The following is a 26,114-nucleotide window of genomic DNA, read 5'->3' as shown; positions in this document are numbered from 1 at the left end:
CTTCATCGCGCGTTTTTCGGCCGTCCGGCCGATGTCCGCGCCACGATCAGGCGCGCAAGACGTGGATGGGCTTTGACCGAAGCGCTAACTCTATGTATAATCACGCGTTTTCCGCGCACGGTGTGCGGAAAAATGGATCCAGAGTGAGGTTCTCAATGTACGCGGTCATAAAAACCGGCGGCAAGCAGTACAAGGTTGCCGTTGGCGAAAAACTGAAAGTAGAACAGATACCGGCAGACATTGACGCAGAAATCACGCTCGACCAGGTTCTCGCAGTGGGCGAAGGCGAATCGATTAAGTTCGGTACGCCGCTGGTCAGTGGGGCTTCCGTCAAGGCTACCGTCGTATCTCACGGTCGTCATGCCAAGGTCACCATCTTCAAGATGCGTCGCCGGAAGCACTACCAAAAGCACGGCGGCCACCGCCAGAACTACACCGAGCTGCGCATCGACGCGATCAACGCGTAAGCGCCTTCCTCGGTAAAGGAGCAATCAGATGGCACACAAAAAAGCAGGCGGCTCGTCCCGGAACGGCCGCGACTCCGAGTCGAAGCGTCTCGGCGTCAAGGTGTATGGCGGCCAGGCGATCAACGCGGGCGGCATCATCGTGCGTCAACGCGGCACGCGCATGCACGCAGGCGAAAACGTCGGCATGGGCAAGGACCACACGCTCTTCGCGCTGGTCGACGGCCACGTGAAGTTCACGACGAAGGGCGCCGACAAGAAGCATACGGTCGTCGTCGTTCCGGCCGCTGCCTGAGTTCAGGCGCGACGGGCTTCGTAGCCAAGAAAAGGCCCCGCGGTAGCAGCGGGGCCTTTTTTATTTTGCGCGCGTCTTGCGCGCGGGCACCCGGCGCGCGCGTCGGCCGTTCGGCCGATTGGTCAAGCGCTGCGCCGCGCGGCACAATAGCGGGAATGGCAGCACATACTGAACGGAGTGACGGATGAAGTTCATTGACGAAGCGCGAATCGAAGTCATCGCCGGAGACGGGGGCGATGGCAGCGCGTCGATGCGCCGCGAGAAATTCGTCCCGTTCGGCGGGCCGGACGGCGGCGACGGCGGCCGCGGCGGCAGTGTCTACGTGATCGCGGATCGCAACATCAATACGCTGATCGACTATCGGTACGCGAAGAAGCACCTGGCGCGCAACGGCGAGAACGGTCGCGGCTCGGATTGCTACGGCAAGGGCGGCGACGACATCACGCTGCGCATGCCCGTCGGCACCGTGATCAACGACATGGATACGGGCGAGCTGATCGCCGATCTGACCGAGCACGATCAGAAGGTGCTCGTTGCGAAGGGCGGCGCGGGCGGCCTCGGCAATCTGCATTTCAAGTCGAGCACGAACCGCGCGCCGCGCCAGAAGACGGACGGCAAGCCGGGCGAGCGGCGCATGCTGAAGCTCGAGCTGAAGGTGCTTGCGGACGTGGGCCTCCTCGGGATGCCCAACGCCGGCAAGTCGACGTTCATTTCGTCGGTGTCGAACGCAAAGCCGAAGATCGCCGACTATCCGTTCACGACGCTCGCGCCGAATCTCGGCGTCGTGCGCGTCGGGCCGGGCAAGAGCTTCGTGATTGCCGACATTCCGGGCCTGATCGAAGGCGCGGCGGAGGGCGCGGGCCTCGGTCACCAGTTCCTGCGGCATCTGCAGCGCACGGGTCTCCTGTTGCATCTCGTCGATCTCGCGCCGTTCGACGAAAACGTCGATCCCGTTGCGGAGGCGAAGGCGATCGTCGGCGAGTTGCGCAAGTACGACGAATCGCTGTACGAGAAACCGCGCTGGCTCGTCCTGAACAAGCTCGACATGGTGCAGGAGGGCGAGCGCGGCGCGCGCGTCGCCGATTTCGTCGAGCGCTTCGGCTGGACGGGCCCCGTATTCGAGATCTCCGCGCTGACCGGCCAAGGCTGCGAAGCCCTCGTCTACGCGATCTATGACTATCTTGCCGAACATTCGGATGCGCATCGCGCCGAGCTCGCCGAGGATCTGGCGTCGGACGTGCGCTTTCGCGACGTACCGCCCGCGGCGGGCGAGCCGCGCGAGCGTGAAGCCGACGCGCCCTAAGCATATTCGCCGCCGCAACGCGCCGAGCGGTTCGCTCGGTGCGTGAGAGATTCAATCGCGCATCATTCACAGGATTCACAGGAGACAGCGCACGATGCGTTCGATCATCGCCGATTCGAAGCGCCTGGTAGTGAAGGTCGGCTCGAGCCTCGTCACCAACGACGGTCGCGGGCTCGACCATGACGCCATCGGCCGATGGGCCGCCCAGATCGCCGCGTTGCGTGGCGCGGGCAAGGAGGTGGTGCTCGTGAGCTCAGGTGCGATCGCGGAAGGGATGCAGCGCCTCGGCTGGAACAAGCGGCCGCGTGAAATCGACGAACTGCAGGCGGCCGCGGCCGTCGGGCAGATGGGGCTCGCGCAGGTGTACGAGAGCCGCTTTGCCGAGCACGGTATCCGTACAGCGCAGATTCTCCTCACGCACGCGGATCTTGCCGATCGCGAGCGCTATCTGAACGCGCGTTCGACGCTCCTCACGCTGCTGCGGCTCGGCGTCGTGCCGATCATCAACGAGAACGACACCGTCGTCACCGACGAGATCAAGTTCGGCGACAACGACACGCTCGGTGCGCTCGTTGCGAACCTGATCGAAGGCGACGCGCTCATCATCCTGACCGACCAGCAGGGCCTCTTCACCGCCGATCCGCGCAAGGACCCGAGCGCGACGCTCGTCGCCGAGGCGAGCGCCGGCGCGCACGAGCTGGAGGCGATGGCGGGCGGCGCGGGCTCGAGCATCGGCCGTGGCGGCATGCTGACGAAAATCCTCGCGGCGAAGCGCGCCGCGCATAGCGGAGCGAACACGGTGATCGCGAGCGGCCGCGAGCGCGATGTGCTCGTGCGGCTCGCGTCGGGCGAAGCGATCGGCACGCAACTGATCGCACGCACCGCGCGGATGGCGGCGCGCAAGCAATGGATGGCCGATCACCTGCAGATGCGCGGCCACGTCGTCATCGATGCGGGCGCCGTCGACAAGCTGACGGCGGGCGGCAAGAGCCTGCTGCCGATCGGCGTCGTCGCGGTGCAGGGCGTGTTCGCGCGCGGCGAAGTGATCGCGTGCGTCGACGATGCGGGGCGCGAAGTTGCGCGCGGGATCACGAATTACAGCAGCGCCGAGACGAAGCTGATCCAGCGCAAGCCGAGCGGCGAGATCGAAGCGGTGCTCGGCTACATGCTCGAGCCCGAGCTGATTCATCGGGACAACCTCGTCGTCGTCTGACGACGCCGCGCGTCGAGCGAAGCCGAACGAACAAAACGAACAAAACGAAAAAGCCCGCACGTGCGGGCTTTTTTTGCGTTTGTCGCGCTGTCGCGGCGCTGCTTCGCGGCCGATCTTCGGCGCATTCGCGCGTCCCGCCTGCCGGGGCGCCAGCAGGCGGTCGCGTGTCCGGCAGCACCCAATTAGCGGATCACAGGATCAACGGATCTGATTGAGCGTCGTCCGGTTGTAGCGAATGTTCTCGACGATCGATTGGCGCTTGCCCGCCGGCATCTTGTTCGCGCAGAAGAAGTCCTGATAAAGCGCCGCATGGTACGCATTCAGCTCGCCGTTCTCGATGCGCTGCCAATCGGTTTCGACCGTGCGGTCCCAGCCGTCGTGGTCCGCGTTCAGGCCCGCATACTGGCGCCATTCATACGTATCGCAGCGAATGCCTTCGTAGTTGACGTTGCGCGCGCCGGCAGGGCTTGTCACGACGACGACATAGCGGACGACGCCGTCGGTGCCGACGTCGAGCGACTTCGAATCGACGAGGAACTTGAGCGGCGTGTTCTGCGACACGTTGAACGGCAGCAAATCGCTCGTCTGCGGCAGCGGCGGCAGCTTCTCGACCTTGTTTTCAGCCCATTGCGGCTGACGGTCGAGCAAGTAGGTGAACGCGCTGTCGTCCTTGTTGGACGGGGTGTTCGAATGAGCGCAGCCGGCCAGCGCGGCGGCCGCGGCAATCGACGCGGCGGCAAGAGCAATCGCTTTCAATATGCATACCTCGTAAAAAAGCGCGGCATCCTTCAATGCCGCGCCCGGTCATGCGTTTTTCATTCCCGCCGGACGAGCCCGCGCGTCAGTCGCGCAAGATCAGGCGGGGAGGATTTTCGTCGAGCGTGCTCGCGCCCGGCTCGATTTCCGAACAGACTGCCGACGCGTCGATCGCTGCCGGTGTTTCCGCGGCCGCGTGCCCGTTCGCGACGCGCGGATAGCGCGTCGCGCGCGGACCGCGCGACTTGTCGGGGCGCTGCGCCGGGCGGCGCAGGAAACGCGACAGTTCGGTCAACGCCAACTGATATACATCCCGCTTGAACTCGATCACCGCGTCGAGTGGCACCCAGTATTCGTTCCAGCGCCACGCATCGAACTCCGGATGATCCGTCGCGCGCAGGCAGATGTCGCAATCGCGCCCGACCATTCGCAGCAGGAACCAGATCTGCTTCTGGCCGCGATAATGACCGCGCACTTCGCGCTTGATGAACTTGTCTGGCACCTCATAACGCAACCAGTCGCGAGTGCGGCCGATGATCTTGACGTGTTCCGGCAGCAGCCCGGTTTCCTCGTGCAGTTCCCGGTACATCGCCTGCATCGGGGTCTCGCCGTACTTGATGCCCCCTTGCGGAAACTGCCAGGAATGCTCGCGGAGCCGCTTGCCCCAAAACACTTCGTTGCGCGCGTTCAAGAGGATGATGCCGACGTTCGGGCGAAAGCCTTCACGATCCAGCATACAACCACCTTCGAATCCTTTAAAATTGCTTTGATTATAAACAGATAACGGGCGTTGCGCACCGGAACGGAGCGAATCCGGGCGGGGCGCGTCAACTACACTGTCCCCGATTTGTCTGCTATGTCAGCTGCGCCGCACACTGTCAGGCGCAGTCGTTTATTCACCCTTAGACTTTTTTCGGGCGGCCCGCGTTGGCCGCTGCTAATGGAACCGTTCGCATGAAAGCCTCCCGTTTCTTTATCGGCACCCTGAAGGAAGCACCCGCCGACGCCGAGATCGTCAGTCACAAGCTGATGGTGCGCGCAGGCATGATCCGCCGCGTCGCCGGCGGCATCTACAACTATCTGCCGGTCGGCCTGCGCTCGATTCGCAAGGTCGAGGCGATCGTGCGCGAGGAGATGAACCGTGCGGGCGCGATCGAACTGCTGATGCCCGCCGTGCAGCCGGCCGAGCTGTGGCAGGAGTCGGGGCGCTGGGAGCAGTATGGCCCGGAGCTGCTGCGCTTCAAGGATCGCAAGCAGAACGAATTCGTGATCGGGCCGACGCACGAAGAGGTGATCACCGACATCGCGCGCAACCAGATCAAGAGCTACCGGCAGATGCCGGTGAACTTCTACCAGATCCAGGCGAAGTTCCGCGACGAGATCCGCCCGCGCTTCGGCGTGATGCGCGGGCGCGAATTCATCATGAAGGATGCGTACTCGTTCGACAAGGACCACGAAGGCCTCAAGGAATCGTACAAGAAGATGTACGACGCGTACGTGCGGATCTTCACGCGGATCGGCCTCGAGTTCCGCCCGGTCGCAGCCGACAACGGCTCGATCGGCGGCAGCGGCTCGCACGAATTCCACGTGATCGCCGATACCGGCGAGGACGCGATCGCCTACTGCCCGACGTCCGACTTCGCGGCGAACGTCGAGGCGGCCGAGGCGCTGCCGCTGCTCGCTAGCCGTGCGGCGCCCGCCGAGGCGATGCAGAAGGTCGCGACGCCCGGCAAGGCGAAGTGCGAGGCGGTCGCCGAGCTGATGGGCATTCCGCTCGAGCGCACGATCAAGTCGATCGTGCTCGCGACCGACAACGACGGCGCCGAGCCGACGATCTGGTTGCTGATGCTGCGCGGCGACCACGATCTGAACGAGATCAAGGCGGCGAAGCTGCCGGGCTTGGCCGGCTATCGCTTCGCGACCGAGGCGGAGATCGTCGAGTGGTTCGGCACGCCGCCCGGCTATCTCGGCCCGATCGGCACGAAGAAGCCGGTGCGCGTGGTCGCCGATCGCACGGTCGCGAACATGAGCGACTTCGTCGTCGGCGCGAACGAGGTCGATTACCACATCGCCGGCGTGAACTGGGGCCGCGACCTGCCGGAGCCCGTGATCGCCGACATCCGCAACGTGAAGGCGGGCGATCCGTCGCCGGACGGCAAGGGCGCGCTCGACATCTGCCGCGGCATCGAAGTCGGCCACGTGTTCCAGCTCGGCACGAAGTATTCGGATGCGATGGGCGCGACGTTCATCGACGAATCGGGCAAGGCGCAGCCGATGGTGATGGGCTGCTACGGGATCGGCGTCACGCGGATTCTCGGCGCGGCGATCGAGCAGAATTTCGACGACAAGGGGATCATCTGGCCGGAGGCGATCGCGCCGTTCGAGATCGTGCTCTGCCCGATGGGCTATGACCGCAGCGACGCGGTGCGCGAAGCGGCCGACAAGCTCTACGCGGATCTGGCCGCGGCGGGCGTCGACGTGATCCTCGACGATCGCGGCGAGCGCCCGGGCGTGATGTTCGCCGACTGGGAGCTGATCGGCGTGCCGCACCGCCTCGTGATCGGCGAGCGCGGCCTGAAGGACGGCAAGATCGAGTACCAGGGCCGCCGCGACGCCGAAGCGACGCTGCTGCCCGCCGATTCGGCCGCGGCGACGGTCGTCGAGAAGGTCCGCGCGGCGCTCGGCCGCTGATCGTCGACGAAGCGAAGAGAAGAGGGAGGCGCGTTGGAGTCGAATTTCCTGTCGGCGACGGTGCTTCTCGTCCTCATCACCGATCCGCTCGGCAACATCCCGCTCGTCATCGCCGCGCTGCGGGACGTGCCGCGCGAGCGGCGCGTGAAGGTCATCCTGCGCGAAGTGGCGATCGCGTTCGTGATCCTGCTGTTCTTCATGGTCGTCGGCGACCGCTTCCTGCGGATGATGAGCCTGACCGACCTGTCGCTGCGGATCGGCGGCGGGATCGTGCTGTTCCTGATCGCGCTCAGGATGATCTTCCCGCATCCGGACGGCGCGCTCGGCAACGATCCGCGCACGGGCGGCGAGCCGTTCATCGTGCCGCTCGCGATTCCGGCGCTCGCCGGGCCGTCGGCACTCGCGACGGTGATGCTGCTCACGTCGCAGGCGCCGGGCAAGATGCTCGAATGGGCGGGCGCGCTGACAGTGACGATGCTCGTCTGCGCGGTTACGCTCGTGCTCGCCGAGCGGATTCAGCAGTGGCTCGGCGAGCGCACGGTGGTTGCGTTCGAGCGGCTGATGGGGCTCGTGCTGGTCGCGATTTCGGTCGAGATGATGATGGCGGGCATCCGCACCTTCGTTCACCAGTTGTGACGAACCGGCGTGACGATCGGCCGACGCTTTGCGCCGCCATCGATCGCCTAATAAAGAAAAGCGGCTCGCGCACGATGCGCGAGCCGCTTTTTTGTTTCCGACGGGGCGACGCTCGACGCCGCCGCGCGGGCGTCAGACGTCCGCCGTCAGCGCGCGGATCGTCGGCAGGTTGCGCCAGTAGCCCTTCGCGTCCATCCCGCAGCCGAACACGTAGCGGTCCGGCACCGCGAACCCGCAGTAGTCCGGATGCAGCGGCTTCGCCTTCGTGAGCGTCTTCTCGCACAGCACCGCGGAGAGGAAGCGCGTCGCGCCCATCTCGAGGATGCGGTCGCGGATCGCGGCCATCGTTTCGCCTTCGTCGAGGATGTCGTCGAGCACGAGCACGATGCGGTCCTTCACCGATTCGCGCGGCGCGACGCGCCAATGCATCTCGGGGCTGCCCTTCGTCGTGTTGCGGTAGCGGGTCAGGTGGATGTAGTCGAACTCGAGCGGGAAATCGAGGTGCGGCAGCAGCATGCCGGTGAACACCGCCGCACCGCCCATCACCGACAGCACGAGCGGAAACTCCTCGCCGATCTGGCCGCGGATCTCCGCGGCCATCCTGCCGATCGACGCGTTGACTTCGTCGGCGGAGACGATCTCTTCGGAGTGTTGGAAAATGTGGAGGGCTTCTTCTCGATTCATGAGGTCTGGCGAGCGGTCTCGTCTGGGGTACCAATAAGAATGAAACAATGCGGCGCCACGTGCTACAGCATATACCCGCGCGCGGCGCCGCGGCGAATCAGCGCAGGCCGGGCATCATGCCCTTTATGCCGCGCATCATCTTCTGCAGGTTGCCGCCCTTCAACTTCTTCATCATCGTGCGCATCTGGTCGTACTGATTGAGCATCCGGTTGACTTCCTGCACCGGCACGCCCGCGCCCGCGGCGATCCGGCGCTTGCGCGTCGCCTTGATGATCTCGGGCTTCGCGCGCTCGGCGGGCGTCATCGAACTGATGATGCCTTCCATCCGGCGGATCTGCTTTTCGGCCTGGCCCATGTCGGCGCCGGCCGCGGCCTGCTGGAACTGCGCGGGCAGCTTGTCCATCAGCGACGACAGCCCGCCCATGTTCTTCATTTGCGAGATTTGCGCGCGGAAGTCGTTCAGGTCGAAGTCGCCGCCTTTCTTCACCTTGTTGGCGAGCTTCTCCGCAGCCTGGATGTCGACGCCGCGCTGCGCTTCCTCGACGAGCGCGAGGATGTCGCCCATCCCGAGGATTCGGTTCGCCATCCGGTCGGGGTGGAACACTTCGAGGCCGTCGAGCTTTTCGGCGACGCCGACGAACTTGATCGGCTTGCCCGTCACGTGGCGCACCGACAGCGCGGCGCCGCCGCGCGAGTCGCCGTCGAGCTTCGTCAGCACGACGCCCGTGAGCGGCAGCGCGTCGTTGAACGCCTTCGCGGTGTTGACGGCGTCCTGGCCGAGCATCGCGTCGACGACGAAGAGCGTCTCGACTGGCTTGAGCGCCGCGTGCAGCGCGGCGATCTCCTGCATCATCGCTTCGTCGATGCCGAGGCGGCCCGCGGTGTCGACGAGCAGCACGTCGTGATAGTGGCGCTTTGCCCAGTCGACGGCTGCGTTTGCGATGTCGACGGGCTTCTGGTCGGGCGTCGACGGGAAGAAGTCGGCGCCGACCTGCTCGCTCACCGTTTTCAGCTGCGCGATGGCGGCCGGGCGATAGACGTCGCACGAGACCGTGAGCACCTTCTTCTTGTACTTCTCGCGCAGGAGCTTCGCGAGCTTGCCGACGGTCGTCGTCTTGCCGGCGCCCTGCAGGCCCGCCATCAGGATGATCGCGGGCGGCGTGACGGCGAGGTTCAGCTCGGCCGCCTTGCCTTCGTAGTCGCCGCCGATCACGGCGGTCAGTTCCTTCTGGACCACGCCGACGAGCGCCTGACCGGGCGACAGGCTGCTGATCACCTCCTCGCCGAGCGCTTTTTCCTTGACCTTCGCGATGAAGTCGCGGACGACGGGCAGCGCGACGTCGGCTTCGAGGAGCGCAAGCCGCACCTCGCGGAGCATCTCCTGGGTGTTCGCCTCGGTGAGCCGGGCCTCGCCGCGCAGCGTCTTGACGACGCGCGCCATCCGTTGGGTGAGATTGTCGAGCATGGGGAGCGATGGACAGTGAAGCCCGCAGGCGCGAGTGGGACAAAAAGCCGGCCGTCGCGGGTAGGGGGCCTAGTGTAAACTTCGAACATGGATATTGTACTGTATGCCCTCACCGCGCTCCTGTATGGCGGCCTCGCCGTCGCCGGCTGGCGCACGCGCCGCATGGGCGAGGCGGGGCCGTTCGTCGCGAGCGTGCCGTCCGTTCCGCACGTGCGCGAACCTGCGCCGCCCGGGATGGGCGGGCTCGGGCGCGCGCTTCTCGGCGCCGCGCTGCTCGCGCACGGGGTGCTGCTGCACATGACGATCTTCCCGCACGACGCGATGGTGTTCGGCTTCGCGTTCGCGCTGTCGGCGATGTTCTGGCTCGGCGCCGGCATCTACTGGGTCGAGAGCTTCTTCTTTCCGCTCGACGGCATGCGGCTTCTCGTGCTGCCGCTCGCGTGCGTCGCGTCGCTCCTGCCGCTCGCGTTCGGCGGCGTGCGCGTGCTGCCGTATGCGGCCGCGCCGCTCTTCAAGGTGCACTTCCTGATCGCGAACATCGCGTATGGGCTCTTCGCGATCGCGGCGCTCCACGCGGTGCTGATGCTGATGGTCGAGCGGCGTCTGCACGCGCTGCGGCGCGACGGGTTTCGCGAGTCGGCGGGCTGGGTCGCCGGCTGGCTCGACACGCTGCCGCCGCTCCTGACGCTCGAGAAGCTGCTGTTTCGCCTCATCGGCGCGGGCTTCGTCCTGCTCACGCTGACGCTCGCGACGGGCATCCTGTTCAGCGAGCAGATTGACGCGCGCGCGCTCAAGCTCGATCACAAGACCGTGTTCGCGATCCTGTCCTGGCTGATGTTCGGCGGGCTCCTCGTCGCGCACAAGACGTCCGGCTGGCGAGGCCGCGGCGTGGCACGCTGGGTGCTCGCGTCGTTCGTCGCGCTGCTGCTCGCCTACGTCGGCAGCCGCTTCGTTCTCGAGGTGCTGCTGCACCGTTCCGTGGTTTGATCACCTGATCTCGATGCGACAAATCCTTCTTCTCATCGTGCTGTTCTTCGCGAGCTCGTGGCTCGCGAGAAAGATTCGCCGGGCGCAGGCACGCGGCGACGGCCCGTTCGCGGGCGGCGCGGGCCACACCGCGGATTCCGCGTCAGGCCCGGGCGGCGCGGCTCATGCGGGCCGCGCGCGCGACGCCGCGCTGCCGGAGCCGATGGTCCGCTGCGCGGAGTGCGGCGTGCATGCGCCGAAGAGCGATGCAGTCGCCGCAGGCGGCGAGTATTTCTGCAGTCCGGAGCACGCGGCGCGCCACGCCGCGCATTCGGGCGGCCGCAGCGAACCATGAGCGACGTGCGGCGCTTCACCGTCGACGCCGACGGCTGGGTCGACGGCGTGCGGCGCGAGCCGTCGCCGAATTTCGAGGCGCGGCCCGACGGCGCCGTGCCTTCGCTCGTGGTGATCCACAACATCAGTCTGCCTCCCGGCGAGTTCGGTGGCGACGCGATCGTCGAGCTGTTCCAGAATCGTCTCGACTGCGACGCGCATCCGTACTACGCCGCGCACCTGCGCGGCGTGCGGGTCTCCGCGCATTTCCTGATCCGGCGCGACGGTGCGCTGATCCAGTTCGTGTCGTGCGACGCGCGCGCTTGGCACGCGGGCGCGTCGAGCTTCTTCGGCCGCGAGCGCTGTAACGATTTTTCAATTGGCATCGAGCTCGAAGGCGCGGACGACGTCGCGTTCGATGCGCCGCAATACGCGACGCTCGCCGCGCTCGCGCGCGCGCTCGCCGCGCATTACCCGATCGATGCGTTCGCGGGCCACGAGCATGTCGCGCCCGGACGCAAGACCGATCCCGGTCCGCACTTCGATTGGCAACGTCTTGCAGACGATGCCGGTTTCCCGCCGCGATACTTTCCCTATCGGAAGCACTGAGCGGGGTCTTTTTGACACGCGCCGCATCGTTGCAGTGGCCGCGCCTTGTCGCGTCGGCGTATCGCGCTTGTCAATAGACCGCGAGCAAATTTTTCCTTTGGCGCTCGCGCGAGGCTCCACTATACTTTGGGCCAATCGAGCAGTTCGGCACTACATATAGTGTGTCGATCGGGGGCATTTTCCGTTCCCGACCGCAGTCCCGGCGTTGCCGCCGGAACGCGACATTCTCAATGCGGCGCATCCGGCCAGCGGTCCGGCGCGCTGCGACCCACGTGGAAAAGTGCAGCCGGGGGCGCGATGCGCATGAAGAAGACCAGTGTCGAATCAAGCGCGTCGTTCGGACCCAACCGGCAAGGCAGCCGCTTCTTCCGCGTCTTACCGCTCGCGCACCTTGTGGCGCACCGTTCGTTTTAATCCGCGGTTCCTGCCGCATCACCCAACACCAGGAGTTTTGCCCATGCAAACCACCGACAACGCGACGTCCCAATTCGAGAGCGCGGCGAGCCGCTCTCTCGCCGGGGGCGCGCAAGGCGCGCCGGCAATTGCGTCGCAGACGACGTACGCCGACTACAAGGTGATCCGCCGCAACGGCAGCGTGGTGTCGTTCGAACCGTCGAAGATCGCGATCGCGGTGACGAAGGCGTTCCTGGCCGTCAACGGCGGCCAGGGCGCCGCGTCGGCACGCGTGCGCGAGCTCGTCGAGCAACTGACGCAATCCGTCGTGCGCGCGCTTGTGCGCAGCCGCCCGAACGGCGGCACGTTCCATATTGAAGACATTCAGGATCAGGTCGAGCTCGCGCTGATGCGCGGCGGCGAGCACAACGTCGCGCGCGCGTACGTGCTGTATCGCGAGAAGCGCCACCTCGAGCGCGTTCACGCGGGCGAGGCGGCGGCCGTCGAATCGTCGACGGGCGGCGGCATCAACGTGACGGACAACGGCGTCACGCGTGCGCTCGACCTGAACGCGCTGCGCGCGCTGATCGTGTCGGCGTGCGAAGGCCTGGGCGACGCGGTGAGCCCGGAGCCGATCGTCTCGGAAACGGTCAAGAACCTGTACGACGGCGTGCCGATGACCCAGGTCTACGACTCGGCGATCCTGGCCGCGCGCACGATGATCGAGAAGGACCCGGCGTACAGCCAGGTCACGGCGCGCATCCTGCTGCACACGATCCGCCGCGAGATCCTCGGCGAGGAAGTGACGCAGGCGGAAATGTCGACGCGCTACGCCGAGTATTTCCCGCAGTTCCTGAAGCGCGGCGTCGAAGCCGAGCTGCTCGACGACAAACTGCTGCAGTTCGACCTGAAGCGCCTCGGCGACGCGCTCGACGCGAGCCGCGACCTGCAGTTCGGCTACCTCGGCCTGCAGACGCTGTACGACCGCTACTTCCTGCACGTCGACGGCACCCGCATCGAGATGCCGCAGGCGTTCTTCATGCGCGTCGCGATGGGCCTCGCGCTGAACGAGATCGACCGCGAAGCGCGCGCGATCGAGTTTTACAACGTGCTGTCGAGCTTCGACTTCATGAGCTCGACGCCGACGCTCTTCAACTCGGGCACGCGCCGCTCGCAGCTGTCGTCGTGCTACCTGACGACGGTCGCGGACGATCTCGACGGCATCTATGAAGCGCTGAAGGACAACGCGCTGCTGTCGAAATTCGCGGGCGGCCTCGGCAACGACTGGACCCGCGTGCGTGCGCTCGGCTCGCATATCAAGGGCACGAACGGCAAGTCGCAAGGCGTGGTGCCGTTCCTGAAGGTCGTCAACGACACGGCGGTCGCGGTGAACCAGGGCGGCAAGCGCAAGGGCGCGGTGTGCGCGTACCTGGAGTCGTGGCACCTCGACATCGAGGAATTCCTCGAGCTGCGCAAGAACACGGGCGACGACCGCCGCCGCACGCACGACATGAACACGGCGAACTGGATTCCCGACCTGTTCATGAAGCGCGTGATGGAAGGCGGCGACTGGACGTTGTTCTCGCCGTCGACCTGCCCGGACCTGCACGACAAGTTCGGCGCCGAGTTCGAGGCGGCGTACGTCGGCTACGAAGAGAAGGTCGCGCGCGGCGAGATCAAGCTGTTCAAGAGGATTCCGGCGCAGCAGCTCTGGCGCAAGATGCTCGGGATGCTGTTCGAGACCGGCCACCCGTGGATCACGTTCAAGGACCCGTGCAACGTGCGTTCGCCGCAACAGCACGTCGGCGTCGTCCACTCGTCGAACCTGTGCACGGAAATCACGCTGAACACGAGCGACACCGAGATCGCCGTCTGCAACCTCGGCTCGGTGAACCTCGTCGCGCACCTCGCGAAGCAGGCCGACGGCAGCTACGCGCTGGACCAGGAAAAGCTCAAGCGCACGGTCGGCGTCGCGATGCGGATGCTCGACAACGTCATCGACATCAATTATTACGCGGTCGCGAAGGCGCGCAACTCGAACCTGAAGCACCGTCCGGTCGGCCTCGGCATCATGGGCTTCCAGGACTGCCTGCACCTGCTGCGCACGCCGTACGCGTCGGAGGAGGCGGTCGAATTCGCCGATCGCTCGATGGAAGCGGTCTGCTACTACGCGTACTACGCGTCGACCGAGCTCGCCGAAGAGCGCGGCCGCTACTCGAGCTACCGCGGCTCGCTGTGGGATCGCGGCATCCTCCCGCAGGACACGCTGAAGCTGCTGACGGAAGCCCGCGGCGGCTACGTCGAGGTCGACACGAGCGCAACGCTCGACTGGCCGGCGCTGCGCGCGCGGATCGACTCGTTCGGCATGCGCAACTCGAACTGCGTCGCGATCGCGCCGACGGCGACGATCTCGAACATCATCGGCGTGTCGGCGTGCATCGAGCCGACCTTCCAGAACCTGTACGTGAAGTCGAACCTGTCGGGCGAATTCACGGTGGTCAACGAGTACCTGGTGCGCGACCTGAAGGAGCGCGGCCTGTGGGACGAGGTGATGGTCGCCGACCTGAAGTACTTCGACGGCATGCTGTCGCGCATCGACCGTATCCCCGCCGACCTGCGCGCGATCTACGCGACCGCGTTCGAAGTCGATCCGAAGTGGCTCGTCGAGGCGGCGTCGCGCCGTCAGAAGTGGATCGACCAGGCGCAGTCGCTGAACATCTACATGGGCGGCGCGTCGGGCAAGAAGCTCGACGAGGTCTACAAGCTCGCGTGGCTGCGTGGCCTGAAGACGACGTACTACCTGCGCACGATGGCGGCGACGCACGTCGAGAAGTCGACGGTCGCGCACGGCGCGCTGAACGCGGTGCCGACTTCGGGCGGCTCGAGCGGCGGTGCCGCGGGCGGCGCGCAAGGCGCGGCGGGTGGTTTCGGCGCGGCGGGCGGCGATGCGCAGTCGGGTGCGCTGAGCGCGGCGCCGATCGAAGCGGACGGTCCGGTGTGCACGATGCGCCCGGGCGATCCGGGCTTCGAAGAGTGCGAAGCGTGCCAGTGATGCGGCGCGCGTAGCGCGCAAAGAGCGCGAGCGGCGCGTGGCGAAGACCGATAAAGGTTGAAGTGCGCGCCGCTCTCTACTAAAAAAAATGATAAGGAATCTGTAACGCAGCGAACGCGTTGCAGCGAGCAGGAAGAGTGATCGAAACAGCCCCGACGACGTCGCGTTTCGATCCGCGTTCGATGCGTCGAGCGCACCTCGCGAATCACGTGCGGCACACATCGCGCTCCGCATGAATGACGATGCGTTGCTCAAAGTGTTGTATCGAGGTCGCAACGCGAATCGAAAAAAGGATTTTTCGTGAGCGAACCCTTTTATCGCTCAGGAAAAGATGGTACAAACCGATCTAAATTGATGGTGAGAATTTATGCTCAACTGGGATGACGAGAAGACTGCCGTAACTCCCGCGAGCGGAGCGCAGCAAAACGCGATGCGCGACCCCGCAGGAATGGCCGTCGGATTGCAGGCTGCGGTGCCTGCCGCTCATCAAGCTTCGTCGGCGCGCGACATCTTCGCGGGCGATTTCGCGGTAGCGCCGCATGCGCCGGCAGCCGTCGCTTCGGAAGCGCGCGTCAACGTCGCCGACAAGCGCATCATCAACGGCCAGACCGACGTCAATCAGCTCGTGCCGTTCAAGTACAAGTGGGCGTGGGAGAAGTACTTGGCCGGCTGCGCGAATCACTGGATGCCGCAGGAAATCAACATGTCCCGCGACATCGCGCTGTGGAAGGACCCGAACGGCCTGACGGAAGACGAGCGCCGGATCGTCAAGCGCAACCTCGGCTTCTTCGTGACGGCCGATTCGCTCGCGGCGAACAACATCGTGCTCGGCACGTACCGCCACATCACGGCGCCGGAGTGCCGGCAGTTCCTGCTGCGACAGGCGTTCGAAGAGGCGATCCACACGCACGCGTACCAATATATTGTCGAATCGCTCGGCCTCGACGAAGGCGAGATCTTCAACGCGTACCACGAGGTCGAGTCGATCCGCGCGAAGGACGAGTTCCTGATTCCGTTCATCCATACGCTGACCGACCCGGCTTTCAAGACGGGCACGCTGGAAGCCGATCAGAAGCTGCTGAAGTCGCTGATCGTGTTCGCGTGCGTCATGGAAGGCCTGTTCTTCTACGTCGGCTTCACGCAAATTCTCGCGCTCGGCCGTCAGAACAAGATGACGGGCGCGGCGGAGCAATATCAGTACATCCTCCGCGACGAGTCGATGCACTGCAACTTCGGGATCGACTTGATCAACCAGATCAAGCTCGAGAACCCGCACCTGTGGACGGCCGAATTCCGCGCCGAGATCCGCGAGCTGTTCAAGCACGCCGTCGATCTCGAGTATCGCTACGCGGAGGACACGATGCCGCGCGGCGTGCTGGGCCTGAACGCGTCGATGTTCAAGAGCTACCTGCGCTTCATCTGCAATCGCCGCTGCCAGCAGATCGGCCTCGATCCGCTGTTCCCGAACGAGGAAAACCCGTTTCCGTGGATGAGCGAGATGATCGACTTGAAGAAGGAACGCAACTTCTTCGAGACGCGGGTGATCGAGTATCAGACGGGCGGCGCGCTGTCGTGGGAGTGACCCGGCGCGCAGTCGACGAGTAACGATGTGGATGCCGGGCGCCGTGCCCGGCACAAGGTTTAGGAGCAAGAACGCCTGATGCAAAGCATGTCCGGCGCCTCAAGGGCCCAAGTACACGACAGGCACTTTGCGAACCCTTCAGTGGGATGGGCAAACTTCCCTCCGGAAAAAGCGGGCGGCCGAGCGGCCGCCGGCTCGATCAAGCGATTAGGGGCGGCGGCGCAGGGCGCGCCGGTCGCCGACTTGATTTGGCGCGCGGTGCCGAGCGGCACGGTGCGCCATACCGTATTCATTAGCGTAAGCAAGCGTCATCCGCGTACGCCGATGAATAGCCCGCTTCGCAGCGCACGTTCTGATAGACGTCCGCGGGAAGCGGGTTTTGACGAAGGGTGTAGTTTGAACTGACTCTCATCTGAACCTGAAGGAGAAAATGATGGCACTTGCCAAGAAGAAGCCGGCTGCCAAGAAGGCTGCCGCGAAGAAGGTTGCTGCCAAGAAGGCCGCACCGGCCAAGAAGGCAGCGGTGAAGAAGGTTGCTGCGAAGAAGGTCGCGGTGAAGAAGGTCGCTGCCAAGAAGGCGGCACCGGCGAAGAAGGTCGCAGCGAAGAAGGTTGCCGCGAAGAAGGCGCCGGCGAAGAAGGCTGCTGCGAAGAAAGTCGCAGTGAAGAAGGTCGCGGCGAAGAAGGTTGCTGCGAAGAAGGTCGCCGCGAAGAAGGCGCCGGCGAAGAAGGCCGCTGCGAAGAAAGTCGCAGTGAAGAAGGTCGCGGCGAAGAAGGTTGCCGCGAAGAAGGCGCCGGCGAAGAAGGCTGCCGCGAAGAAGGCCGCGCCTGCGAAGAAGGCTGCTGCGAAGAAGGCCGCGCCTGCGAAGAAGGCTGCGCCCGCAAAGAAGGCGGCTGCGCCGAAGAAGGCGGTCGTGAAGAAGGCTGCGCCGGCGACGACGGCGTCGACGGCATCGGTTGCTCCGGCATCGGGCGTGAAGACCGCGCTCAACCCGGCAGCGGCATGGCCGTTCCCGACCGGCAGCCGTCCGTAAAGACTCGCTGCGCCCAGACGGACACATTCGCTGTGTCCTGAATCGAGTAGTCCTACTCGATCGAGATCCCGTCATCGGCTCGCCGGTGGCGGGATTTTTTCATGTCGAGGCCGGCAGCGGTGCGTGGCGGGTTATCCGCAGGCGCATAAAAAAACGCACGCGCGCAGAGGCACATGCGTTTTTTGGCTGTGCGGCTCGCGCCGCATCGTGCTTCGGGGCGCCGGGCGTGCTCGCCGGCGCGCCGATCAGTGCGTGACGCGAGTCACGCCGCCGCTCGACAGCAGTCGCACGCGCTCGCCCGCGCGGAACGCTTCGGGCGTCGCTGCCTGCGTGATCGAGCGCAGGTCGCCGTTGTCGAGGCGCACGGTGATTTCGACGCCGTTCGCCGAGCTGAGGCCCTGGCCGACCGCGTTGCCCGCGACCGCGCCGGCGATGCCGCCCGCGATCGCGGTCAGCACCGAGCCGCGACCGCCGCCGATCGCGCTGCCGGCGACCGCGCCGAGCGCGCCGCCGCCGAGCGTGCCGAGCGCGCCGCCGCCGCCGTCGCCCTGAATCCGCACTGCGCGGACGGTTTCGACCGTGCCCATCCGCACGGTCTGCTCGCGCTGCGCCTGGCCGACGCTATAAACGTCGGCCGAACCCGGCGGCGTGAAGCAGCCTGCGAGCGTCACCGTCGCGGTCAGCATCGCGGCGAGCGTGAGGGTTTTCCTGGTCAACATGTTTCATCTTCTCCAAACAAGATTCACTTCGGACTGTAGCCGAACGCGGTCTCGAAACGCTCATCGATTTCCGCGCGAGTCAGCGTGTACGTTTGCGGACCCTGGTGCGCGATCTTCAGCGAGCCCATCAGGCTCGCGAGGCGCCCCGTCGTCGCCCAGTCGAAGCCGTGCTCGATTCCATGCAGCAAGCCGCCGCGGAACGCGTCGCCGCAGCCGGTCGGATCGACGATCCGATCGGCCTTCACGGCCGGGATCTGCTCTTCGCCGTCGCGATGGCGGACCGTCGCGCCGTGCTCGCCGCGCGTGATGATGAGCGCCTGAACCCGGCTGGCGATTTCGTCTTCGGACCAACCCGTCTTGTCGCACACCAGCTTGGCTTCGTAATCGTTGACAGCAATGTAAGTCGCAAGTTCAATGCTGCGGCGCAAGGTAGCGCCGTCGAAGAGGGGCAAACCCTGACCCGGATCGAAAATGAACGGCACGCCCGCCTGCGCGAGCTCCTCGGTGTGCTGGACCATCCCCTGGAAGCCGTCCGGCGCGACGATCGCGAGCTTGATGCCCTTCGCTTCGCCCGCGTGGTTCACGTGCGACTGCATCATCGCACCCGGGTGGAAGGCGGCGATCTGGTTGTTGTCGAGGTCGGTGGTGATCATCGCCTGCGCCGAGTACGTGTCGGGCAGCACGCGCACGTAGTCGCGCGCGAGGCCGAGCGCGTCGAGGCGGTCGAGGTACGGCTGCGCGTCGATCGCGCCGAGCGTGCCCATCATCCGCGCGTCGCCGCCGAGCAGATTCAGCGCATAGGCGATGTTGCCCGCGCAGCCGCCGAACTCGCGGCGCATCGTCGGCACGAGGAAACTCAGATTGATGAGGTGCACCTGGTCGGGCAGGATGTGCTCGCGAAAGCGCCCTTCGAAGGTCATGATGTTGTCGTAGGCGATCGAACCGCAGATCAGCGTAGCCAAGGTGTGCGTTCCTGTAGAGAAGGTGGAAGGGCGGCCGCGCCGCGCGTTTCGCCCGTCGCGCGGCTGGCGGGCGGGGCGCGTCGCGGCCGTTCGGTGCGGCTTACTTCAGTGCGGCGAGGGCGGCGTCGTAGTTCGGCTCGTTCTTGATTTCGCCGACGAGCTCGGTGTGCGTCACCTTGTCGTTCTCGTCGATCACGACGACCGCGCGCGCGGTCAGGCCGTCGAGCGGACCGCTCGTCACGTTCACGCCGTACGCGTCGGCGAATGCGCGGCCGCCGCGGAACGTCGACGCGGTGATCACGTTCGCGAGGCCTTCCGTCGTGCAGAAGCGGGTTGCCGCGAACGGCAGATCCGCCGACACGACGATGACGACGGTGTTGTCGAGCTTGCTCGCCGCTTCGTTGAACTTGCGAGTCGACGTCGCGCAGGTCGGCGTGTCGAGGCTCGGGACGATGTTCAGCACCTTGCGCTTGCCGGCGAAGCTCGCCAGCGACACGTCCGCGAGATCCTTGCCGACCAGCTTGAAGTCGGGGGCCTGCGAGCCGACTGCCGGGAACGTGCCGGCGATTTCGATCGGGTTGCCACCCAGCGTGACTTTGCTCATGTTCGTGCTCCAAATGTGTGCGCCGATGCGGCGCACGGGTTGAGGCCACGCGCCGCTTCGCGGCGCGTTACGGATAGAAGATCTGGACGCGGAAGTTCGACGCGGCGACGCCGTTCGTCTCGATGCGGACGATCATCGTCTGCGTCGCGCCGGCGGGCATGCCCGCTTCGATGCGCGTGCCGGGGCGCGCGTAGTCGCGCGGCGCGAGCACGCGGCGCGCGGTGATGTTGTTCGCTTCGTCGAGCAGCGTGAGCTCGATCGACGGATAGGCGAGCGCGACGCGGTAGCGATTCGTGAGCGGCACCTTCAGCTCGAGGAGGCGCGGGCCGTCGAGCTGGCGCAGGTCGGACGCGTCGAGCCGCAGACCGTCGATCGCGCGCGGCGGCGCGACCGTGCAGCCGAGCGCGGTGCATGCCTGCTTGAAGAGCGGCTCGGTCGACGGCCAATAGATCGTGATCGTCTCGCGTTGCCACCATGCGAGCTGCGCGGCGAGCAGCGCGGCGAGCGCCAGTGCGACGCTCATGCCGAGCGCGCGCGCGAAGCCGCCGCGCGCGGCATTCGCGCGGGCTTCGCGGGTCATCGCGAAATGCTCGCGCTCGTCGGCTTCGGGCGTTGCCGCGAACGGCTCGGCCTGCGTTCGGGGCGATGCCGCCGCGCCGAAGCGCGGCTCGCGATCGTGCGCGGTATCGGCGAGCGCCGCGGCTGCGGCCGAGGGCGACGCGAGCACGGGTTCGGCCGCATCGTCGTGCCGCGGGCCGAAGGCGTGCGCGGCTTCCGGCTCGCGCTCGGCGGTCACGCGGTGATCGAGATCGGGCGCCGGGTGCGGCGGCGGCGGAAATTCGCGCGTGCCGACGGCGGGCAAGTCGACGTCGGGCGTTCGGGTTGCATGCGCGCCAGGAGCGGCCGCGGGCGGCACGTGCGCCGCGCGTTCGGCGGGCGACGGCGTTTGCGCGGCTTGCGCTTCGGTTTCGGAGAATTCGGGGGCTTCGGGGGCTTCGGGCGCGCCAGGCGCTTCGTGCGCCGGCGCGTCGGCTTCGGGCTCGCGCGTTTGTTCCGCCGCGCCTTGCATCGCAGCCGCGCCGTTCGGCGGGGCCGCGGCGCTTGCGCTCGTCACCTGCAGCTTCGGATCGACGACGCCGTCGAGCCATGGCGCCCACATGTCCCATGCGCCCGGCGCGAAATCGCGATGACCGGCTTCGAGCGGACGTCGATCAGGCGACGTTGCATCGAACAGGCGCTGCGGCGCCGGCTGCTGTTGCGCGTACGGCGCCGTTTGCGCAGCGGCCGCCTCGTGCTCGGCAGGCACGAGCGAGCGCGCCGCGTCGAACACCTGCTGGCAGTGGCCGCAGCGCACGAGACCGTCGTGCAGCGCGAGCTGTTCCCGCTGCAGTCGGAAGACGGTTTCACAATGAGGGCAGCGCGTTGCGAGGAGCATGGTCAGCCGGGCAGCCAGCGGGGCCTGAGTGAAGGACAGCGCTTATTCTAATGGCTTTCGCGCCGCTTTCCGGCGAGGCATACCCAGCCTTCGTGTTCGCGCCAGACGGCGATGTCGATATAGCGGGCGTAGACGCTCGCGACTTCGTCCGCCTGCCGCGCGAGCACGCCCGACAGTGCGATGCGCCCGCCCGGCTTCACTTTCGATGCGAGCATCGACGCCATCAGCTTCAGCGGATTCGACAGGATGTTCGCGACGACGATGTCGAATTCGCCGTCCGGGCAGTCGCCGGGCAGGCCGTACGTGACGTCCGCGCGATTGCGCTCGCTGTTCTGGCGCGCCGCTTCGACCGCCTGCGGATCGATGTCGATGCCGGTCACGCTGCCCGCGCCGCACTTCTTCGCGAGGATCGCGAGAATGCCGGAGCCGCAGCCGTAATCGAGCACCGTCTGCCCGGGCTTTACGGTCTGCTCGAGCCATTCCATGCAAAGGCGCGTCGTCGGATGGCTGCCCGTGCCGAACGCGAGGCCCGGATCGAGCTCGAGCACGAGCGCGTCGGGCTCCGGCGCGTCGTGCCACGACGGCACGACCCAGATCTTCTCGCCGATGTGGATCGGGTCGAATTGCGATTGCGTGAGCCGCACCCAGTCCTGCTCCTCGACTTCGCGCAGCGCGAAGCGCGGCGTCTCGTCGAGGCCGGCCTCGTTCGCGGCGGCGGCGAGCAGCACCGCGGGGTCCTGCGTCGCGTCGACGAGCGCGATCACGCGCGAGTGCTGCCACGCGGTGCGCTCGGGCGTCAGACCCGGTTCGCCGAAGAGCGGCTGCTCGTCCGGCGTGTCGGCATCGGCGTCCTCGACGGACACCGACAGCGCGCCCAGCTCGACGAGCGCGTCGGACAGCGCGTCCGCGTGCTCGCGGGGCAGCTCGGCGACGAGTTCCCGATAGCTCATGATTACGCTTCTTCCGGCGCGGCCTGCAGCTTCTGCGCGAGCCGGTTCTCGAGATAATGGATGCTCGGGCCGCCTTCGACGAACTTCGAGTCGAGCATCAGCTCGCGATGCAGCGGGATGTTGGTCAGGATGCCTTCGACCACCATTTCCGACAGCGCGATGCGCATCCGGCTGATCGCCTGCTCGCGCGTCGCGCCGTAGGCGATCAGCTTGCCGATCATCGAATCGTAGTTGGGCGGCACGAAATACCCATTGTACGCGTGCGAATCGACGCGGATGCCGGGGCCGCCCGGTGTGTGCCACGACGTGATCCGGCCCGGCGACGGCGTGAACTTGAACGGATCTTCGGCGTTGATCCGGCATTCGATCGCGTGGCCGCGGAATTGAATGTCGCGCTGGCGGAACGACAGCTTCTCGCCCGCGGCGATCTTGATCTGCTCCTGGACGATGTCGACGCCCGTGATCAGCTCCGTCACCGGATGCTCGACCTGCACGCGCGTGTTCATCTCGATGAAGTAGAACTCGTTGTTCTCGTACAGGAACTCGAACGTGCCCGCGCCGAGGTAGCCCATCTTCTTGCACGCGTCCGCGCAGCGGTCGCCGATTCGGTCGATCAGGCGGCGCGCGATGCCGGGCGCCGGCGCTTCCTCGATCACCTTCTGGTGGCGGCGCTGCATCGAGCAGTCGCGCTCGCCGAGCCAGACCGCGTTCTTGTGCGAATCGGAGAGCACCTGAATCTCGATGTGGCGCGGATTTTCGAGGAACTTCTCCATGTAGACCTGCGGATTGCCGAATGCACGGCCCGCTTCCTCGCGCGTCATGTTGACCGCGTTCACGAGCGCCGCTTCGGTGTGAACGACGCGCATCCCGCGTCCGCCGCCGCCGCCCGCCGCCTTGATGATCACCGGATAGCCGACCGCGCGCGCAATTTTCACGATCTCCTTCGGATCGTCCGGCAACGCGCCGTCCGAGCCCGGCACGCACGGTACGCCGGTGCGGATCATCGTCTGCTTCGCGGTGACTTTGTCGCCCATCATGCGGATCGTGTCCGGGCGCGGGCCGATGAACGTGAAGCCCGATTGCTCGACGCGCTCGGCGAAATCGGCGTTCTCCGACAGGAAGCCGTAGCCCGGGTGGATCGCCTCGGCGTCGGTGACTTCGGCCGCGCTGATGAGGGCCGGCATGTTCAGGTAGCTCAGATTCGACGGAGCGGGGCCGATGCAGACCGCTTCGTCGGCTAGCTTCACGTACTTGGCTTCCTTGTCGGCCTCGGAGTAGACGACCACCGTCTTGACGCCGAGCTCGCGGCACGCGCGCTGAATGCGCAGCGCGATTTCCCCGCGGTTGGCAATGAGGATTTTTTCAAACATAGCGAGTATTCGTCTCTTCGATGGGCGAGCGAGCGCGCGCCTTGAGAGGAGCGGCGTCGCTTGCGGGCGCGCCGCGCGGCGGGTCTTAGCCGATCACGAAAAGCGGCTGGCCGTATTCGACGGCTTGGCCGTTTTCGGCGAGGATTTCCTTGATGACGCCGGCTTTGTCGGATTCGATTTCGTTCAGGAGCTTCATCGCTTCGATGATGCAAAGCGTCTGGCCTTCCTTCACGGTGTCGCCGACCTGGGCGAACGGATCGGCGCCCGGCGACGGCGCGCGGTAGAACGTGCCGACCATCGGCGACGTCACGATGTGGCCCTGCGGCGCAGCGGCGGCGGGCGCGGCGGCGGGAGCCGAGGCGCCCGCGCCTTCGATCGGCGCCGTCATGACGGGGGCGGGGGCGCTCACCTGCGGCGCGAAGCCGGCCGACGGCTGCACATAGACCGGCGGCGCGTTCTTGACGATGCGCACCTTGCCTTCGCCTTCGGTGACTTCCAGCTCGGAGATGCCGGATTCGGAGACGAGGTCGATCAGAGTTTTCAGCTTGCGAAGGTCCATCGGGAGTTCCCCTTTCAATACGTGAAACGCCGGTTCGGGACCGGCGCTGAATCGAGTTCGTGAAAATCAGCCGCGCGACGCGCTTTGCAGCTTGTCGAGCGCGTATTCGAGCGCGTACAGATAACCCTTCCAGCCGAGGCCGCAGATGACGCCTTCGGCCTGATCGGAGAAATAGGAGTGATGCCTGAACGGCTCGCGCCGGTGCACGTTCGACAGATGAATCTCGACGAACGGAATGCCGACGCCCGCGAGCGCATCCCGGATCGCCACGCTCGTATGCGTATACGCGGCCGGATTGATCAGGATGAACTCGGTGCCGTCGCCTCTCGCAGCCTGGACGCGGTCGACGATCGCGCCCTCGTGGTTGCTCTGAAACGACTCGAGCTCGACGCCCGCCTCCTGCGCCCGCGCGGCAAGCGCCCGATCGATCTGCTCGAGCGTCACGCGGCCGTACACCTCCGGCTCCCGGGTGCCGAGAAGGTTCAGGTTAGGGCCGTGCAGCACCAGCAATCGTGTCATGGTCGCTTCTTTTTCTGCGGAATTGCGCGAACTTTATCGCCAATTAGAGAAATTTGTCTAGTTTTGCCGAATGGACGAGGGCCTCGACGGTCGCGAAACGGCGCGCTCGCGCGCCCAGAATCGGTCAACTTCGCGTAAATTGTCGCCATCGACATTCCAAGTATCGGCAACGCGCCGGTAGTATGCCGGGCTGGATCAGAGCGTATCGAGCGTGCGTTTCAGCTCGTCCGGGTGGATTTGCCCCAATTTTGTCTCGCGAACCTTGCCCGTTTCGTCGATGACGACGGTGAAGGGCAGTGCACCCGCCGTGTTGCCGAAATTGCGGGCCAGATCGGCGCCGGCATAGCCGCTGACGAAGATCGGATAGTCGACCGGCACCTTCTTCAGGAAGTTCTTCACGTTCTGCTCGGAATCGACGCCGATCCCGACGAAACGTACGCCTTTCTTCTCGTATTCCTGCGACAGCTTCACGAGTTCGGGCATCTCCTCGACGCACGGGCCGCACCACGATGCCCAGAAGTTGACGACCACCTTCTGGCCCTTGAAGGCGGCGAGCCCTTGCGGCTTGCCGTCGACGTCCGGATACGACGCGGCCCACAGCGCGTCGACCGCGTTGCTCGCGGCGGGGGCGCCCGCCGGCGCACCGGCTTGCGTGCCCCCGTCGGCCGCGCTGCCACGCACCCAGTGGCCGGCGACGAGGCCGCCCGCGATCGCGACGGCAGCAACCACGACGCCTGCGAAAATCCCTTTGCTGTTCATTCGGTTCAAGATTCGGTTGATGAGGAGGGCGACGCGTCGACGAGCGCGCGCAGCGCCTGCGCGTCGGCTCGCGACAGACGGCCGCGGGCGTCGGCCTTCACGGCGCCGCGCAAGTCGTCGCTCGTATACAGTGCGACGTGGATGCCGACCGGCTCCGCGCCGCGCGCCTCGCGCCACAGGAAGCTGAGCGTCTCGACGTCGCCGCGCCCCGCGAAGTGGCGGGTTTCGGATACGTCGTACTGGATGTTCTGGTTCAGCAGATAGATCGCGACGTCCTTCTGGTTGTCGCTGAACGTCTGCAGATGGATGTCGGAGTGCGCGTTCGCCGTGCCGTTCAGCACCGCGCCCGCGACGTACGGATTGAACGGCGCGAGCCGCTCCATCCACGCGAGCGCGACGACGCGCAGCCGCCGCAGTTCGGCGGGCTGCGTGTCGCCCTGGAAGAGCGCGAGGTATTCGTGCAGTTCTTCTTCGATTTGGTCGTTATCCGGCAGCCATTCGCCGGCAATTCGGCTTTCGCCGAGCACCTGGCGCGCGGCCTTGCGCTTCGCGCCGGCGTAGTCGAGCCCGTCTTCGGCGATCAGGCGTGCCGCGGCGAGCGCGATTTCGTCGCGCACGCGTCGCGGATCGAGTAGGGTTTTGCGAGACATGATCCGGCAATCATACTAGATCGGTGCCGAGTGACCTGGCGGTTGCGTCAAGCGTCGTTCGCGTCGGAGCCGTCAGTTACAATAGCCCCCTTTGCGCGGCGGCGCGAGCGCC

Annotated in this window: 27 protein-coding genes and 1 pseudogene; 13 read left to right on the top strand and 15 right to left on the bottom strand. The window is 66.0% G+C overall.

Annotated features, from left to right (window positions below; all coding sequences use genetic code 11):
* Positions 1 to 155: 155 nt before the first annotated feature.
* From rplU to proB, 4 genes are all read left to right on the top strand, one after another.
* Entirely contained in the window at positions 156 to 467 is a 312-nt protein-coding gene (gene rplU / locus WS91_RS18580) for a 50S ribosomal protein L21 (RefSeq protein WP_006025184.1), read from the top strand.
* 28 nt (positions 468 to 495) lie between these two features.
* On the top strand, positions 496 to 759 hold the full coding sequence (rpmA, locus tag WS91_RS18575) for a 50S ribosomal protein L27 (RefSeq protein ID WP_006025185.1): 264 nt from the start codon (positions 496 to 498) through the stop codon (positions 757 to 759).
* 184 nt (positions 760 to 943) lie between these two features.
* Positions 944 to 2,062 carry an Obg family GTPase CgtA gene (cgtA, locus tag WS91_RS18570; RefSeq protein WP_059583270.1) on the top strand — a complete coding sequence of 373 codons (1,119 nt, stop codon included), beginning with the start codon at positions 944 to 946 and terminating at the stop codon, positions 2,060 to 2,062.
* Positions 2,063 to 2,156: 94 nt separating this feature from the next.
* Complete coding sequence (gene proB, locus WS91_RS18565) at positions 2,157 to 3,275, top strand: glutamate 5-kinase (RefSeq protein ID WP_038754411.1); 1,119 nt, start codon at positions 2,157 to 2,159, stop codon at positions 3,273 to 3,275.
* Between the two features lie 198 nt (positions 3,276 to 3,473).
* Here the strand turns inward: proB and WS91_RS18560 are convergent, their stop codons facing one another.
* The gene (locus WS91_RS18560; RefSeq protein WP_059670746.1) at positions 3,474 to 4,031 is read right to left on the bottom strand and encodes a CNP1-like family protein; all 558 of its coding nucleotides are present in this window, start codon (positions 4,029 to 4,031) and stop codon (positions 3,474 to 3,476) included.
* A gap of 85 nt (positions 4,032 to 4,116) precedes the next feature.
* Positions 4,117 to 4,767, bottom strand: a complete 651-nt coding sequence (locus WS91_RS18555) for an RNA pyrophosphohydrolase (protein WP_038754405.1) — start codon at positions 4,765 to 4,767, stop codon at positions 4,117 to 4,119.
* A gap of 218 nt (positions 4,768 to 4,985) precedes the next feature.
* Here WS91_RS18555 and WS91_RS18550 point away from each other — a divergent pair, with 218 nt between their 5' ends.
* Together WS91_RS18550 and WS91_RS18545 are read left to right on the top strand one after the other, a co-directional pair.
* On the top strand, positions 4,986 to 6,722 hold the full coding sequence (locus WS91_RS18550) for a proline--tRNA ligase (RefSeq protein WP_059583274.1): 1,737 nt from the start codon (positions 4,986 to 4,988) through the stop codon (positions 6,720 to 6,722).
* 33 nt (positions 6,723 to 6,755) lie between these two features.
* Positions 6,756 to 7,358, top strand: a complete 603-nt coding sequence (locus tag WS91_RS18545) for a MarC family protein (protein ID WP_038754400.1) — start codon at positions 6,756 to 6,758, stop codon at positions 7,356 to 7,358.
* 132 nt (positions 7,359 to 7,490) lie between these two features.
* Here the strand turns inward: WS91_RS18545 and WS91_RS18540 are convergent, their stop codons facing one another.
* Entirely contained in the window at positions 7,491 to 8,042 is a 552-nt protein-coding gene (locus tag WS91_RS18540) for a hypoxanthine-guanine phosphoribosyltransferase (protein WP_038754398.1), read from the bottom strand.
* A gap of 97 nt (positions 8,043 to 8,139) precedes the next feature.
* Positions 8,140 to 9,507, bottom strand: coding sequence for a signal recognition particle protein (gene ffh, locus WS91_RS18535; protein WP_059583276.1), 1,368 nt, complete (start codon positions 9,505 to 9,507; stop codon positions 8,140 to 8,142).
* 87 nt (positions 9,508 to 9,594) lie between these two features.
* Here ffh and WS91_RS18530 point away from each other — a divergent pair, with 87 nt between their 5' ends.
* Genes WS91_RS18530 through ampD form a run of 3 tightly spaced genes read left to right on the top strand, consistent with a single transcriptional unit; the run spans position 9,595 to position 11,415 of the window.
* On the top strand, positions 9,595 to 10,494 hold the full coding sequence (locus WS91_RS18530) for a cytochrome C assembly family protein (RefSeq protein WP_059583279.1): 900 nt from the start codon (positions 9,595 to 9,597) through the stop codon (positions 10,492 to 10,494).
* A 13-nt stretch (positions 10,495 to 10,507) separates the two neighbouring features.
* Positions 10,508 to 10,828 (top strand): PP0621 family protein, encoded by a 321-nt coding sequence (locus WS91_RS18525; RefSeq protein ID WP_038754389.1) that lies wholly within the window; start codon positions 10,508 to 10,510, stop codon positions 10,826 to 10,828.
* Complete coding sequence (gene ampD / locus WS91_RS18520) at positions 10,825 to 11,415, top strand: 1,6-anhydro-N-acetylmuramyl-L-alanine amidase AmpD (RefSeq protein WP_059670745.1); 591 nt, start codon at positions 10,825 to 10,827, stop codon at positions 11,413 to 11,415. Before WS91_RS18525 ends, ampD begins: the two co-directional genes overlap by 4 nt.
* Before the next feature lie 150 nt (positions 11,416 to 11,565).
* Here the strand turns inward: ampD and WS91_RS37985 are convergent.
* A pseudogene (locus WS91_RS37985) lies at positions 11,566 to 11,848 on the bottom strand (hypothetical protein).
* 24 nt (positions 11,849 to 11,872) lie between these two features.
* Here WS91_RS37985 and WS91_RS18515 point away from each other — a divergent pair.
* From WS91_RS18515 to WS91_RS18505, 4 genes are all read left to right on the top strand, one after another.
* Entirely contained in the window at positions 11,873 to 14,860 is a 2,988-nt protein-coding gene (locus tag WS91_RS18515) for a ribonucleoside-diphosphate reductase subunit alpha (RefSeq protein ID WP_059670744.1), read from the top strand.
* 367 nt (positions 14,861 to 15,227) lie between these two features.
* Entirely contained in the window at positions 15,228 to 16,442 is a 1,215-nt protein-coding gene (locus WS91_RS18510) for a ribonucleotide-diphosphate reductase subunit beta (RefSeq protein WP_038754379.1), read from the top strand.
* A 78-nt stretch (positions 16,443 to 16,520) separates the two neighbouring features.
* Entirely contained in the window at positions 16,521 to 16,847 is a 327-nt protein-coding gene (locus WS91_RS33635) for a hypothetical protein (RefSeq protein ID WP_081990071.1), read from the top strand.
* 28 nt (positions 16,848 to 16,875) lie between these two features.
* Positions 16,876 to 17,475 carry a histone H1-like DNA-binding protein gene (locus tag WS91_RS18505; protein WP_038754376.1) on the top strand — a complete coding sequence of 200 codons (600 nt, stop codon included), beginning with the start codon at positions 16,876 to 16,878 and terminating at the stop codon, positions 17,473 to 17,475.
* A gap of 245 nt (positions 17,476 to 17,720) precedes the next feature.
* Here WS91_RS18505 and WS91_RS18500 read toward each other — a convergent pair whose 3' ends face one another.
* The 10 genes from WS91_RS18500 to WS91_RS18455 form a co-directional block, all read right to left on the bottom strand.
* The gene (locus WS91_RS18500) at positions 17,721 to 18,194 is read right to left on the bottom strand and encodes a glycine zipper 2TM domain-containing protein (protein ID WP_038754372.1); all 474 of its coding nucleotides are present in this window, start codon (positions 18,192 to 18,194) and stop codon (positions 17,721 to 17,723) included.
* A 23-nt stretch (positions 18,195 to 18,217) separates the two neighbouring features.
* Positions 18,218 to 19,156, bottom strand: coding sequence for a carbohydrate kinase family protein (locus WS91_RS18495; RefSeq protein ID WP_059583287.1), 939 nt, complete (start codon positions 19,154 to 19,156; stop codon positions 18,218 to 18,220).
* Between the two features lie 100 nt (positions 19,157 to 19,256).
* Positions 19,257 to 19,760, bottom strand: coding sequence for a thiol peroxidase (gene tpx / locus WS91_RS18490; protein ID WP_038754541.1), 504 nt, complete (start codon positions 19,758 to 19,760; stop codon positions 19,257 to 19,259).
* A 67-nt stretch (positions 19,761 to 19,827) separates the two neighbouring features.
* A complete protein-coding gene (locus tag WS91_RS18485; RefSeq protein WP_059670743.1) occupies positions 19,828 to 21,195 on the bottom strand; it encodes a DUF3426 domain-containing protein in 1,368 nt (455 codons plus the stop codon).
* Positions 21,196 to 21,242: 47 nt separating this feature from the next.
* A complete protein-coding gene (prmA, locus tag WS91_RS18480) occupies positions 21,243 to 22,145 on the bottom strand; it encodes a 50S ribosomal protein L11 methyltransferase (RefSeq protein ID WP_038754363.1) in 903 nt (300 codons plus the stop codon).
* A gap of 2 nt (positions 22,146 to 22,147) precedes the next feature.
* On the bottom strand, positions 22,148 to 23,515 hold the full coding sequence (accC, locus tag WS91_RS18475; RefSeq protein ID WP_038754360.1) for an acetyl-CoA carboxylase biotin carboxylase subunit: 1,368 nt from the start codon (positions 23,513 to 23,515) through the stop codon (positions 22,148 to 22,150).
* Positions 23,516 to 23,600: 85 nt separating this feature from the next.
* On the bottom strand, positions 23,601 to 24,074 hold the full coding sequence (gene accB, locus WS91_RS18470) for an acetyl-CoA carboxylase biotin carboxyl carrier protein (protein WP_059583293.1): 474 nt from the start codon (positions 24,072 to 24,074) through the stop codon (positions 23,601 to 23,603).
* A 66-nt stretch (positions 24,075 to 24,140) separates the two neighbouring features.
* Positions 24,141 to 24,593: a type II 3-dehydroquinate dehydratase gene (gene aroQ, locus WS91_RS18465; RefSeq protein WP_038754355.1), complete on the bottom strand. Its 453-nt coding sequence runs from the start codon at positions 24,591 to 24,593 to the stop codon at positions 24,141 to 24,143.
* 195 nt (positions 24,594 to 24,788) lie between these two features.
* Positions 24,789 to 25,352 (bottom strand): TlpA family protein disulfide reductase, encoded by a 564-nt coding sequence (locus WS91_RS18460; protein WP_059647176.1) that lies wholly within the window; start codon positions 25,350 to 25,352, stop codon positions 24,789 to 24,791.
* A gap of 5 nt (positions 25,353 to 25,357) precedes the next feature.
* On the bottom strand, positions 25,358 to 26,002 hold the full coding sequence (locus tag WS91_RS18455) for a hypothetical protein (RefSeq protein WP_038754349.1): 645 nt from the start codon (positions 26,000 to 26,002) through the stop codon (positions 25,358 to 25,360).
* Between the last annotated feature and the right edge of the window lie 112 nt (positions 26,003 to 26,114).

Source organism: Burkholderia sp. MSMB1498 (assembly GCF_001526245.1).
GTDB classification, from domain to species: Bacteria; Pseudomonadota; Gammaproteobacteria; order Burkholderiales; family Burkholderiaceae; genus Burkholderia; species Burkholderia savannae.
The sequence above is the reverse complement of the archived record's forward strand: the minus strand, read 5'-3'. Positions and strand labels throughout refer to the sequence as shown.